The following is a 14,272-nucleotide window of genomic DNA, read 5'->3' on the forward strand; positions in this document are numbered from 1 at the left end:
ATAAACTATGGCTCGTTTCTTTATCGATCGCCCTATTTTTGCATGGGTGATCGCTATAATTGTAATGCTAGCTGGTGTGTTATCCATTTTAAAACTGCCAGTATCTCAATATCCTAGCATTGCGCCACCAACGGTTGTAATCAGTGCAAACTACCCAGGTGCTAACGCCAAAACCATGGAAGATACGGTAACGCAGGTTATCGAACAACGTATGACAGGTATCGATCACCTGCGCTACTTGTCATCAACCAGTGACAGTTTTGGTAACACTCAGATAACCCTAACCTTTAATGCTGAAGCTGACCCTGATATCGCTCAGGTACAAGTGCAAAATAAATTGCAATCAGCGTTGCCACTACTACCGATGGAAGTACAGCAACAAGGTGTTAAGGTTAACAAATCAAGCTCAAGCTTTCTGATGGTGGTCGGATTCTATTCAGAAGATGGTTCAATGGATAAAAATGACATTTCGGACTACATCAGTTCCAATGTGTCAGATCCAATGAGTCGTGTTGCCGGTGTAGGTGAAATCCAAGCTTTTGGTGCGCAATATGCAATGCGTATTTGGCTCGATCCGCTTAAACTAACAAAATACAACCTCACAAGTATTGATGTCATTGCGGCAATCAAAGAGCAAAATGCGCAGATCTCTGCTGGTCAACTTGGTGCATCGCCATCACTACCAGGTCAAGAGCTTAACGCAACCGTATCCGCACAAAGTCGTTTAAAAACCCCTGAACAGTTTAAGAACATTATTGTTAAATCGGATTCTTCCGGTGCAAAAGTACATTTAAGTGATGTTGCACGGGTTGAGCTTGGCGCTGAAGATTATTCAGTACAGGTATTTTATAACGGCAAACAAGCCAGTGGTCTAGGTATTAAACTAGCTACAGGCGCAAACGCACTTGCAACAGCTGAAGCCGTAAAAGCCAAAGTTGAAGAATTAAAACCTTTCTTCCCTGAAGGGTTAACTGCCGTTTACCCTTACGACACCACACCATTTGTTGAGAAATCAATTGAAGGTGTAGTACATACGTTATTTGAAGCAGTAGCATTGGTGTTTATCATCATGTACCTCTTCTTACAGAACTTCAGAGCAACCTTGATTCCAACCATCGCCGTACCAGTAGTATTACTTGGTACTTTTGCGGTGCTGTCATTGGCAGGCTTTTCCATCAACACCCTCACCATGTTTGCTATGGTACTGGCCATTGGCTTGCTGGTTGATGATGCGATAGTGGTGGTGGAAAACGTCGAACGTGTTATGCATGAAGAAGGCTTAAATGCCGTTGAAGCTACACGAAAATCGATGGATCAAATTACTGGCGCTTTGGTTGGTATTGCATTAACCCTTTCAGCAGTATTTGTACCAATGGCATTTATGTCTGGTTCTACGGGTGTTATTTATCGTCAATTCTCGATAACCATTGTAACGGCAATGGCACTATCAGTATTGGTGGCAATGATCCTTACCCCTGCACTATGTGCCACTATGCTTAAACCTGTTGAGCATGGCAGTAATGAAAAAGGCTTCTTTGGTTGGTTCAACCGCACTTTTGATAAGTTAACTAGCCGCTATGAATCTAGCGTTGCAGCAATGATCAAGCGCTCAATTCGTGTGATGCTGATTTTCCTTGGCCTAACCGTTGCGGTTGGCTGGATGTTCACCCGTATGCCAACATCATTCTTACCTGATGAAGATCAGGGTATTTTGTTCAGTCAGGCAATATTGCCCGTTAACTCAACTCAAGAACAAACCCAAGAAGTGATGGATAAAGTTTCTGACTTCTACCTAAATCAAGAAAAAGACGCCGTAGCCAGTGTGTTTAGTGTCTCTGGATTTAGTTTTGCGGGTAGTGGCCAAAACATGGGTATGGCATTTATCAGTCTCAAAGATTGGTCAGATCGTCAACTACCCGGCATGGATGTAAAGTCGATAGCAAATCGCTCAATGGCCTACTTCCAACATATCAAAAATGCAATGGTATTCTCATTCGCGCCACCAGCAGTAGTTGAATTAGGTACTGCCAGCGGCTTTGATTTTTATCTTCAAGATCGTAGTGGTCAAGGGCATGACAAACTGATTGCAGCCCGTAACCAATTACTTAAATTAGCGTCTGAAAACCCGAATTTAGTCGGGGTTCGTCCTAATGGTCAAGAAGATGCACCGATGTACCAAATCTCTATCGACCAAGCTAAGATCCGTGCTTTGGGTATTGATATTCAATCAGTAAACCAAGTACTGAGTACCGCATGGGGTAGTTCATACGTTAACGACTTCATCGACCGCGGACGAGTGAAAAAAGTCTTCGTTCAAGGTGATGCAGACTTCCGTATGAAGCCTGGTGATCTTGATACTTGGTATGTCCGAAATAACCAAGGTGAAATGGTACCATTCTCAGCCTTTGCAACAGGTGACTGGCAATATGCTTCACCACGTTTAGAGCGTTTTAATGCCACTCCTGCAGTTAACATTCAAGGTGGTGTTGTTAAGGGCTACAGTACTGGTCAAGCAATGCTCGACATTGAAGCGATGGTGAAGAAATTACCACCAGGCTTTGGTGTTGAGTGGAATGGCTTGTCCTATGAAGAACGCCTATCGGGTAACCAAGCACCAATGCTATATACGTTATCTATCTTGGTGGTGTTCTTAGTTCTGGCAGCGCTTTATGAAAGTTGGTCAGTACCTTTTGCGGTGGTATTAGTCGTGCCGCTCGGCATTATCGGTGCACTATTAGCGATGAATGGTCGTGGTATGCCGAACGATGTTTTCTTCCAAGTGGGACTCTTAACAACGGTAGGTCTGGCGACTAAAAACGCCATCCTGATCGTAGAATTTGCCAAAGAATATTACGAAAAAGGGGCTGGATTGGTGGAGGCAACATTGCACGCCGTACGTGTTCGTCTGCGTCCAATTATTATGACATCACTGGCCTTTGGTCTTGGTGTTGTACCTCTAGCAATCAGTACTGGTGTAGGTTCAGGTGGTAAGAATGCCATTGGTACCGCGGTACTTGGTGGTATGTTAAGCTCGACATTCTTAGGTATTTTCTTTATTCCGATTTTCTTCGTGGTAGTAGAACGTATCTTTAGTCGTGGCAAAGACAAATCAACTACTGATGATACGCCACCGACAAAGCAGCACTAATAATCTAAGCAACAACTAACATTAAAGCCCATGTCTATTTTGATATGGGCTTTTTTTCGTTTTTTCATTGTTACTCTTCATCATACTCCACCAAATAAACCTCACCTCAAATACCTAGCCATTAAAATTAATAATATAAAACCGTAAATAAGGCTTGCGAATCAATAATCAAATTCTACAATAGCGCTGAATGAACATTCATTCATACTAACTGTATTGAATATAAACCACGATGACCGACAAAAAAGAGCGAATATTAGTCGCAACTGAAAAGCTATTAGCAACCCATGGTTTTCATGGACTATCCATGCAAATGGTTGCCAAAGAAGCCCAAGTTGCAACCGGCACTATTTATCGCTATTTCAATGATAAAAATGACTTACTGCATCAACTCCACGAGCATATTTTAGGTTATATCGCGAAAAGAATTAGCCGTAATATTAACGATAGCATGTCACTCAAACAGCGCTACCGTACGATGTGGCTAAACCTGTGGCATATGTCTGTTAATGGTGAGGCACCATTGATTAATCAAGGGCAATTTCAACACCTGCCTCGAGACAATTCTTACGAAAAAAAAGCGCTAAAAAAACAACTATTTAGCTGTGTCAATCAAATGTTTGATGAAGGTAAAGCCTGTCTGTTATTTAAACCGCTTAAGAATGAAATTTTAAGTACACTTAGCTTAGAAACGAGTTGTTATTTAGCTCGTCAAAAAATCAATGGTGGATTAGAGATCACCGATAGCGAGCTTAATGCTGCTATTGAGGCCTCTTGGGACGCCATTATTCAGCATTAATATTGTATATTCCGGAGCACTCCTTACAATGAAAAAATGGATCGTGATGTTACTTATTGCCCTTCTGTTATTTGGAAGCGTAATTGGTTTCAATCTTTTTAAAGAACACAAAATAGCTGAGTATATGGCAAATATGCCTGAAGCCAACTATCCGGTTACGGCTACCACAACCAAAGCTGAAGACTGGCACCCTTCACTGCAAGCCATTGGTTTTATTGAACCTATGCAAGGTGTTACTTTAACATCGGAAGCCGCGGGTGTGATCAGCAAGATTAATTTTGAATCAGGCCAAAAGGTAAAAGCGGGCCAACTACTGGTTTCAATTAATTCAAACGTTGAACAATCTAGCTTACAAAGTACAGAAGCAAAACTACCGGCGGTACAAGCATCGTACCAACGCTATAAAGATCTTTATCGTAAAGGCTCTGTATCAAAATCTAGCCTTGATGAAGCAAAAGCTAACTACCTTGCGTTAGTCGCTCAAATCAAATCATTACAAGAATCAATTCAACGTCGTAATATCAGCGCACCTTTTGCGGGTGAAATTGGTTTACGTAATGTGTACTTAGGCCAATACATTCAGCCCGGCACAAAAATCATTCGTTTAGAAGACACAACCACCATGCGTTTCCGCTTCACTGTGCCACAAACGGATATTTCTAAAATTAAAATCGGTCAAGCTGTTGATATCAACATTGATGCTTACAAAAACACTGATTTTAAAGGCCAAATTACTGCGATTGAACCGGCTGTTAATGCTCAGACAGGCTTAATTCAGGTACAAGCTGATATTCCTAACAGCGGCGGCATGTTACGTAGTGGTATGTTTGCACGTGCACGTGTGATCCAACCTATCATTGCCGATCAAATTGTTGTGCCTCAAACAGCAATAACTTACACCCTTTACGGCGACACCGTGTATGTACTACGTACCGTTGATGGCAAATTACGCGCCATGCAAACTGTTGTAACAACAGGTTTAAACAAAGGTAACCAAGTACGAATTCTTTCAGGCTTAAAAGCTGGAGAGCAGATCGTGACTAGCGGTCAAATTCGTCTTAGCAACAAGTCATTAGTGCATATCGTTGAAAATGACGCACTGAAGGCTCCTGCTGAAATCCCATTGCTGTAACTGGAGAACACTCAGGATGCGCTTTACTGATATATTCATCAGACGCCCGGTACTAGCAATTTCGATCAGTTTAATGATCGCATTGCTAGGCCTACAGGCGATTTTCAAAATGCAGGTTCGGCAGTATCCGGACATGACGAATACTGTAGTAACCATTAGTACGGCTTATTACGGTGCCAGTGCTGACCTTATTCAAGGTTTTATCACCCAGCCTCTGGAACAAGCAATTGCTCAAGCGGATAACATCGACTACATCACTGCTCAAAGTATTATGGGTATGTCGACGATCACCGTACAGATGAAATTGAACACCAATCCGAACGCAGCCTTGGCGGATATTCTCGCCAAAGTAAACTCGGTGCGAGCTCAATTACCACAAGATACACAAGATCCAACCATTTCACTCTCTACGGGTGGTGGTACCGGGGTACTTTATCTTGGCTTTACCAGTAAAACATTAAGCTCAAGCCAAATCACCGACTACATTGAACGTGTAGTAAAACCGCAATTATTTACGGTAGGTGGTGTGGCAAAAGTAGATATGTACGGCGGTGTACCGTTTGCATTACGTGTATGGCTTGATCCACAAAAAATGGCAGCGTTTAACTTATCTGCTAGTGATGTGACTCATGTATTACAAGCAAACAACTACCAATCTGCAGTTGGTCAAGCCAACAATGATTTCGTGTTGTATAACGGCAGTGCTAACACACAATCAAATAGCCCTGAAACATTAGAAAAACTTGTTGTTTCAAGTAATAACGGTCAAGTGATTCGTTTAGGGGATATTGCAAAAGTAACATTATCACGCAGCAGTGATAGCTACCGTGCAACCGCAAATGGTCAAGAAGCCGTTGTAGGTGCGATTGAAGCGGCACCAAGTGCTAACCCAATCAATATCGCTAAAGACGTGCGTGAGCTGTTACCAACGATTGAACGTAACATGCCAAGTACCATCAAAATGACGGTAATGTATGACTCAACGATTGCGATTAATGACTCGATTCATGAAGTGATTAAAACCATTCTTGAAGCAGCATTAATTGTATTAGTGGTTATTGCCCTGTTTATCGGTTCTCTACGCTCAGTAATTATTCCGATCATCACCATTCCACTATCACTGATTGGTGTTGCACTAGTCATGCAATTATTTGGTTTCTCATGGAACCTAATGACACTGCTGGCTCTGGTACTGGCAATCGGCTTGGTGGTCGATGATGCTATCGTGGTCTTGGAAAACGTTGAACGTCATATCAAACTTGGCCAAACGCCATTTAGAGCCGCCATTATTGGTACTCGTGAAATCGCAATTCCCGTAATTTCAATGACCATTGCTTTAGGTGCGGTATACGCGCCAATAGCATTAATGGGTGGCCTTACAGGTTCATTATTTAAAGAGTTTGCATTAACGCTGGCGGGTGCGGTATTTATATCAGGTATTATTGCCTTAACATTATCACCAGTAATGTGTGCAACCTTCCTTAAAGAAAATGAAGCGCCAAATAAATTTGAGTTAATGGTACATGGCTTTCTTGACCGACTAACGTTACGTTATGAAAAAATGCTAAATGGCATCATGCATATGCGTTCAGTTGTGATCGTATTTGCTCTATGTGCTTGTGCCAGTTTGCCGTTCTTATTTAAATTTATTCCAAGTGAATTAGCACCTGCTGAAGATAATGGTGTAGTGGTATTTATGGGTACAGCACCTGCAAACGCCAACCTTGATTTCATTCAAGACACCATGGATCAAGTTAATAAAGTATTAACAGCAGAAAAAAGTGTTGAGTATGCACAGATCTTCTCAGGTATTCCATCAGCTAACCAAGCGTTTGGTCTGGCAACATTAAAACCATGGAGTCAGCGCGATCAAAGCCAAACTGAAGTGGCAAATGACGTAACTGAAAAAATCAAAAATATTCCCCAAATGGCAATTACTGCTTTCCAAATGCCAAGCCTTCCAGGTGCAGGTTCTGGTTTGCCAGTACAATTTGTAATTACCACACCGAACAACTTTAAGAGCCTCTACCAAGTGGCTGCAGAAATGTTGACTAAGGTGAAAAATAACCCAATGTTCGTTTACTCAGATTTAGACTTAAAGTATGACTCTGCAACGATGAACATTAATATCGACAAAGATAAAGCTGGTGCTTATGGTGTTACCATGCAAGCCATTGGTAATACATTAAGCACAATGTTAGCCGGCGGTGATATTAACCGTGTTGATATTCTGGGTCGTTCTTATAAGGTTATTCCACAAGTTGAGCGTAAAAATCGTTTTAATCCGAAAGATTTAAATAATTATTACGTTAAGACCAGCAGCGGTGATTTGATTCCATTAGGTAGCTTAGTCACCATTACAGTGACACCAGCGCCACCAACCTTACCAAGCTTTAACCAACAAAATGCGGCAACCATTGGTGCGGTATTAGCCCCTGGTACCTCAATTGGTGAAGCGGTAAACTGGTTAAATACCGAGTCAGCTAAAGTATTACCAAAAGGCTATGGCCATGACTACTTAGGCGAAAGCCGTCAGTATGTTACTGAAGGTAATGCACTATATGCGACCTTTGGTCTAGCACTAGCGATTATTTTCTTGGTTCTTGCGATTCAATTTGAATCACTACGCGATCCATTAGTTATCCTAGTTTCGGTGCCATTAGCAATTTGTGGTGCACTGATTGCCCTCGCGTGGGGTGCGACAACATTGAATATTTACTCGCAAATAGGTTTGATAACCCTCATAGGCTTGATAACCAAACACGGTATATTAATTTGTGAAGTCGCCAAAGAAGAACAACTCTACCACGGTAAAAACCGCATGGATGCTGTTATGGAAGCCGCAAAGATCCGTCTTCGCCCTATCCTAATGACAACATGTGCAATGATTGCAGGTTTAGTACCACTACTATATGCATCGGGTGCTGGTGCAGCATCACGTTTCAGTATTGGTATTGTTATCGTTGCTGGTTTATCTATCGGTACCTTATTTACCTTGTTCGTATTACCCGTTATTTATACGTTCTTGGCAAGTGAGCATAAACCGTTACCGGTGTTTGTTGAAGAAGACGATGGTTTAGACAACCACTTCTAATTCACCGAAATAAAAAAGGGCGCTGAATCATCAGCGCCCTTTTCTTTTCACCGCAACCGCAATTACAATAGTTAATAACGATTTTCGCAACGGAGTAAGCGGATCATGTTCGATTCAAAGAAACTTGAGCAAGTAGCTAAACAAATTCAAGACGCAATGCCTAAACCAGTTAAAGATCTAGGCAACGACGTTGAACAAAAAGTACGTCAGGTAATCCAATCACAATTAGGAAAGCTTGATGTTGTCACTCGTGAAGAATTTGATGTGCAAACACAAGTGCTATTACGCACTCGCCAAAAATTGACAGAGCTTGAGCAAAAGATGGCAACATTTGAAGCAAAGCTTAATGCCGAAAATAGCAGTACTGACGCTTAATTCGCGCTGACCCCAATAAAAAAGCCCAGTTCTTATCAAACTGGGCTTTTTTTTTAATTACTATGTTAAATGAAGATTAACCACCAACAGCAATATGCTTCATATCTTTCATGTAACCTCGTAGCTGTTTACCGATCACTTCAACAGGGTGATTACGTAATGCTTCATTTACTTCAATTAGCTTTTGATTATCAACAAAATTTGTTGTTGTCGCCAAACCTTTACCAATAACATCCGTGGTTACTGTTGCCATAAAATGATCACGTAATAACGGTGTCGCAACATTAGCAAACAAATAGTTACCATATTCAGCAGTATCAGAGATCACTACATTCATCTCATACAAACGCTTACGTGCAACCGTATTGGCAATCAGTGGTAACTCATGCAATGATTCATAATAGGCCGACTCATCAATAATACCTGAGGCTGTCATCGCCTCAAAAGCAAGCTCAACCCCTGCACGCACCATTGCAACCATCAAAATACCGTTATCAAAGTATTCTTGCTCTGAAATATGAAGGTTTGACACTGGGTAGTTTTCAAATTGTGTTTCAGCGGTCTCGCCACGCCAACCTAATAGCTCTGCGTCATCGTTAGCCCAGTCAGCCATCATCGTACTAGAGAAGTGACCTGAGATAATATCATCCATATGTTTGTTATATAGCGGACGCATCAATTCTTTTAATTGCTCTGATAGATCAAAAGCTTTTACTTTTGCTGGATTTGAAAGGCGATCCATCATATGTGTCACACCACCAAACTTCAGTGCTTCAGTGATCGTTTCCCAACCAAATTGCAGCAACTTACCGGCATAATCAGGTGCAATACCATCAGCCAGCATTTTCTCATAACACACAATCGAGCCCGCTTGTAGCATGCCACAAAGAATAGTTTGTTCACCCATCAAATCTGATTTCACTTCAGCAACAAATGATGACTCCAGTACTCCAGCACGATGCCCTCCCGTTGCAGCAGCCCATGCTTTAGCAATTTCAAGACCATCAGCTTGGGGATCATTTTCAGGATGCACAGCAATCAAGGTTGGTACACCAAAGCCACGCTTATATTCTTCACGCACTTCCGTGCCTGGACATTTAGGTGCAACCATAACAACCGTTAAGTCTTTACGAATTTGCATCCCTTCTTCAACGATATTAAAACCATGCGAATACCCCAATGCTGCACCATGCTTCATTAATGGCATCACTGTTTCAACAACGTTTGTGTGTTGCTTATCCGGTGTTAGATTAACGACTAAATCGGCCTCTGGAATCAGTTGCTCATAACTTCCTACTTCAAAACCATTATCACGCGCATTTTTAAATGATGGACGTTGCTCATCAATCGCAACTTGGCGTAAAGCGTAAGCCACATTCAACCCAGAATCTCGCATGTTAAGACCTTGGTTTAAACCTTGCGCACCACATCCGACAATAACCACCTTTTTACCTTTAAGGTAATCAGCTTCAGTAGCAAATTCTGCACGATCCATAAAACGACAACGACCCAGTTGATCTAACTGCTGGCGCAAATTTAAGGTATTGAAATAATTAGCCATAACAACAAACTCCGTGAAATATATTTATCCCTAGTTCGATATTTATTTATCGAATAGATTGATAGTAGATCAGGAAAATTGTTGCGCAAAGTGATATATTCACAACAATCAATTGCAAACAATGCAACATAAGCCAATGAACATTAAAAACTTGCAACTTTTTCTTCACTTAAGTGATTCGCTGAGTTTTCATCAAACCGCGCAGGCGATGCACATTAGTCCCTCAGCCTTGAGCCGTGTCATTCAGCGCCTTGAACAAGAATTAGGGCAGAGTTTATTTTGTCGTGATAATCGTAGCGTTGAAATAACAATGGCAGGAAAAAAACTCATTCCTGTCGCCTCTGCTATTATTTCCAATTGGTTATCACTCAAAACAGAATTAAACAGTGATAGTTCATTACTACAAGGGAAGCTGAAAATATTTTGTTCCGTCACCGCAAGTTATAGCCACCTACCGTCAATATTGACCGCATTTCGCCAACGTTACCCACAAATAGAAATTCAATTATTAACAGGAGACTCAGCTCTTGCGATTGATAAAGTGCTTAACGATGAAGTTGATGTCGCTATTACCGCCAAGCCAGAACAACTTTCAGCAAAATTAAGCTATATCGAATTAGATCATATTCCAATGTCAGTGATTTCACCCGCAATTCCCCCTCCTGCTATTCAACAACAACTCAATAACGGGCCTAATTGGCAAGCATTACCTTTCATTCTCGCAGAGTCGGGACCCGCAAGATCTCGCGCGAATACATGGTTTAAAGACAAGAAAATCACCCCTCCTATTTATGCTCAAATTTCTGGCCATGAAGCCATCGTTAGTATGGTTGCGTTAGGCTGTGGAATAGGTATCGCACCGGATGTCGTTATCAATAACAGCCCTATGAATGATAAAGTACAGCGTTTTCCAGCAGAATTTATTGCACCATTAAGTTTAGGACTGTGCTGTAAACAATCACGCCATCAAGAAAACGTATTAAAAGCACTACTGCAATTATTTTAACATTATTATGTCTATGCCTTGCTTTCACTAATCAATTGCATTGAAAGGATATCCTTATGACTAACGCAATTTTAACGCATTCATATTGTTCTGATTTTTATGCTAAACGTGGTTATCAGTTTTTAAACAACGTTGCGCAAGATTCTGCCGTTCCATCGAACCTTGTTATATTTTCTGTCATGCATTGCTATGAAGGCTCTCTGCCGTACATTAATGTATTAGCACAATTAGCTCACCCTCTGGTTTTTATTCCCAAAAATGCAACCGCAGATGCTAATCCTGCGTTATTACAAACCATAAACCAAATAGCTAACTGTAAAGTGGTAAACCCACGTTATAATAAAGAATCGTTACGTGATCCGCTCTATTGTGAAACTCTCATTCGCCAATATATCACCCAAGATAGCCCTTTTTTAATACTTGATCACGGTGGCTACTTTGCCAATGCCAGTGAACATTTATGTCATGTCTTTCAACAACAATTAATAGGTATTACAGAGCTAACCGCAAATGGATTATATAAATATTGTAATAAAAATATAAAAAAACCATTAGTTACCGTTTCTCATTTAAGTATTAAAACCCCTGCAGATACGGAAGCCTCGGAATGTATCGTTCATTACTCAGATCAAATTTTACGTGAAGAATTTGGGCTTAAAATAAATAATGCCGGATTTTTAAGGATGGGGGTCATCGGGGCTGGTAATCTCGGTAGAGGAATAATAAAACATTTACAAAACAAAGATATTTCTAATATTCACGTCTTTGATCAAGATCCTCGCCGACTCACTCAATTTCCACGCGATGGCGTACAAGTTTGTACACTTAAACATCTAATACAACAATGTAATATGATCTTCTGTTGTACGGGAAATGGGGCATTAACGGCCGAAATATTTGATCATCTAACTCAACCAATTTTCATTACAACAGTAACATCCGCCGATGATGAGCTCAGACTTCCAGATCTCATTACTCAAGGAGTATTAACTCAAGTAAATAGCAATCAACTTGTAAAAGAATATCAAACTCGTCATGGCGTTAGTGTTTACCTGCTTGCTGGTGGTGAATCAGCTAATACTCCTTTCAAAACAGGGATGGGAGACCCAACACTGTATTTATTTGAGGCTGCACACATGTTGGCAGGATTACGGTTATTAAATCAGCCACAACTGTTTACAGATGGAATTCAAGCATTGCCAGATGATGATGAAAAAATGATCGCCCAACAATGGTTAACCCATTTCTATAATTACCAATAAGATAACAAACAACCCCCACTACCTCACACTACAGATTAGAACGTTTCATATAGTAAAGCTTAACGTACAAAGCCCCGATATTACTGTCGAGGCTTTCTTGAATATAACAGGAGTTACGAGGTTCAAACTCCCTACACGCGCTGATTTTCGGTATAGCGAATCCGTTGCTCTACCAGTTAACACTACACCCACTCGAGCATAATAATACAAACGTAAAAAAGCCCCGACATTACTGTCGAGGCTTTCTTGAAGATGGCAGGGGTTACGAGGTTCAAACGCCCAACACGCGCTGATTTTCGGTATAGCGAACCCGTTACTCTACCAGTTAACACTGCACCCACTTGAGCTAATAATACAAACGTAAAAAAGCCCCGACATTACTGTCGAGGCTTTCTTGAAGATGGCAGGGATTACGAGGTTCAAACGCCCAACACGCGCTGATTTTCGGTATGGCGAATCCGCTGCTCTGCCAGTTGGAGCTACACCTAAATTATATTGACGTAAAAAAGCCCCGACATTACTGTCGAGGCTTTCTTGAAGATGGCAGGGATTACGAGGTTCAAACGCCCAACACGCGCTGATTTTCGGTATGGCGAATCCGCTGCTCTGCCAGTTGGAGCTACACCTAAATTATATTGACGTAAAAAAGCCCCGACATTGCTGTCGAGGCTTTCTTGAAGATGGCAGGGGTGGAGAGATTCGAACTCCCAACACGCGGATTTGGAATCCGCTGCTCTGCCAGTTGGAGCTACACCCCTGTAGTTATTTTAAAGACTTAACTGTGTCTTAAATAAATGGCGGAGTGGACGGGACTCGAACCCGCGACCCCCGGCGTGACAGGCCGGTATTCTAACCAACTGAACTACCACTCCGCAGTGTCTATTCAGCATAAATGCAACTTGTTGTCTCTACCTTTATAAAAAGATAAAAACGAAATTGAAGCCTGGCGATGTCCTACTCTCACATGGGGAGACCCCACACTACCATCGGCGCTATTACGTTTCACTACTGAGTTCGGCATGGGATCAGGTGGGTCCATAACGCTATGGTCGCCAAGCAAATTCTGGTTTATTTATTGTCTTATGACAATAAATAGCAATCTGGGAAAATCTAACTAGTTGTTCTCAACACGCATTCAAGCGTTTGTAGAGTCCGTCTCTTCTCTTATGAGAAGGAAAACCCCTTGGGTGTTGTATGGTTAAGCCTCACGGGCAATTAGTATCAGTTAGCTCAATGCCTCGCAGCACTTACACACCTGACCTATCAACGTTGTAGTCTTCAACAACCCTTTAGAGACCTTAAAGGTCTAGGGATGACTCATCTTGAGGCTCGCTTCCCGCTTAGATGCTTTCAGCGGTTATCGATTCCGAACTTAGCTACCGGGCAATGCATCTGGCGATACAACCCGAACACCAGCGGTTCGTCCACTCCGGTCCTCTCGTACTAGGAGCAGCCCCTCTCAATCATCCAACGCCCACGGCAGATAGGGACCGAACTGTCTCACGACGTTCTAAACCCAGCTCGCGTACCACTTTAAATGGCGAACAGCCATACCCTTGGGACCGACTTCAGCCCCAGGATGTGATGAGCCGACATCGAGGTGCCAAACACCGCCGTCGATATGAACTCTTGGGCGGTATCAGCCTGTTATCCCCGGAGTACCTTTTATCCGTTGAGCGATGGCCCTTCCATTCAGAACCACCGGATCACTATGACCTGCTTTCGCACCTGCTCGAATTGTCATTCTCGCAGTCAAGCGGGCTTATGCCATTGCACTAACCTCACGATGTCCGACCGTGATTAGCCCACCTTCGTGCTCCTCCGTTACTCTTTGGGAGGAGACCGCCCCAGTCAAACTACCCACCAGGCACTGTCCGTAACCCCGATAAGGGGTC

The 14,272-nt window shown here is 42.1% G+C and carries 8 protein-coding genes, 2 tRNA genes and 2 rRNA genes; 7 read left to right on the forward strand and 5 right to left on the reverse strand.

The window, feature by feature from the left end; genetic code table 11:
* Window positions 1-7 precede the first annotated feature (7 nt).
* The 5 genes from CZ809_RS20080 (at window position 8) to ubiK (ending at window position 8,548) form a co-directional block, all read left to right on the forward strand.
* Window positions 8-3,148 carry an efflux RND transporter permease subunit gene (locus tag CZ809_RS20080; RefSeq protein ID WP_080159290.1) on the forward strand — a complete coding sequence of 1,047 codons (3,141 nt, stop codon included), beginning with the start codon at window positions 8-10 and terminating at the stop codon, window positions 3,146-3,148.
* Between the two features lie 232 nt (window positions 3,149-3,380).
* A complete protein-coding gene (locus tag CZ809_RS20085; protein ID WP_107277225.1) occupies window positions 3,381-3,947 on the forward strand; it encodes a TetR/AcrR family transcriptional regulator in 567 nt (188 codons plus the stop codon).
* A 28-nt stretch (window positions 3,948-3,975) separates the two neighbouring features.
* Entirely contained in the window at window positions 3,976-5,079 is a 1,104-nt protein-coding gene (locus CZ809_RS20090) for an efflux RND transporter periplasmic adaptor subunit (protein ID WP_080159291.1), read from the forward strand.
* Window positions 5,080-5,095: 16 nt separating this feature from the next.
* On the forward strand, window positions 5,096-8,173 hold the full coding sequence (locus tag CZ809_RS20095) for a multidrug efflux RND transporter permease subunit (RefSeq protein ID WP_080159292.1): 3,078 nt from the start codon (window positions 5,096-5,098) through the stop codon (window positions 8,171-8,173).
* 105 nt (window positions 8,174-8,278) lie between these two features.
* Complete coding sequence (gene ubiK / locus CZ809_RS20100) at window positions 8,279-8,548, forward strand: ubiquinone biosynthesis accessory factor UbiK (RefSeq protein WP_080159293.1); 270 nt, start codon at window positions 8,279-8,281, stop codon at window positions 8,546-8,548.
* 76 nt (window positions 8,549-8,624) lie between these two features.
* Here the strand turns inward: ubiK and ilvC are convergent, their stop codons facing one another.
* On the reverse strand, window positions 8,625-10,109 hold the full coding sequence (gene ilvC, locus CZ809_RS20105) for a ketol-acid reductoisomerase (RefSeq protein ID WP_080159294.1): 1,485 nt from the start codon (window positions 10,107-10,109) through the stop codon (window positions 8,625-8,627).
* Between the two features lie 136 nt (window positions 10,110-10,245).
* Between ilvC and ilvY the strand changes: the two genes are divergently transcribed.
* The gene (gene ilvY, locus CZ809_RS20110) at window positions 10,246-11,115 is read left to right on the forward strand and encodes an HTH-type transcriptional activator IlvY (RefSeq protein ID WP_080159297.1); all 870 of its coding nucleotides are present in this window, start codon (window positions 10,246-10,248) and stop codon (window positions 11,113-11,115) included.
* Window positions 11,116-11,171: 56 nt separating this feature from the next.
* A complete protein-coding gene (locus CZ809_RS20115; protein ID WP_080159295.1) occupies window positions 11,172-12,377 on the forward strand; it encodes an NAD(P)-binding domain-containing protein in 1,206 nt (401 codons plus the stop codon).
* Between the two features lie 681 nt (window positions 12,378-13,058).
* On the opposite strand, the gene CZ809_RS20120 is transcribed toward CZ809_RS20115, so the two are convergent.
* The 4 genes from CZ809_RS20120 to CZ809_RS20135 all read right to left on the reverse strand — a co-directional run.
* A tRNA-Trp gene (locus tag CZ809_RS20120) sits at window positions 13,059-13,135 on the reverse strand.
* Window positions 13,136-13,172: 37 nt separating this feature from the next.
* Window positions 13,173-13,249: transfer RNA gene (locus CZ809_RS20125), tRNA-Asp, on the reverse strand.
* A 69-nt stretch (window positions 13,250-13,318) separates the two neighbouring features.
* A 5S ribosomal RNA gene (rrf, locus tag CZ809_RS20130) occupies window positions 13,319-13,434 on the reverse strand.
* Between the two features lie 137 nt (window positions 13,435-13,571).
* Window positions 13,572-14,272 (reverse strand): 23S ribosomal RNA (locus tag CZ809_RS20135); the annotation flags it as partial.

The organism is Photobacterium piscicola (assembly GCF_900166965.1).
Taxonomy (GTDB): domain Bacteria; phylum Pseudomonadota; class Gammaproteobacteria; order Enterobacterales; family Vibrionaceae; genus Photobacterium; species Photobacterium piscicola.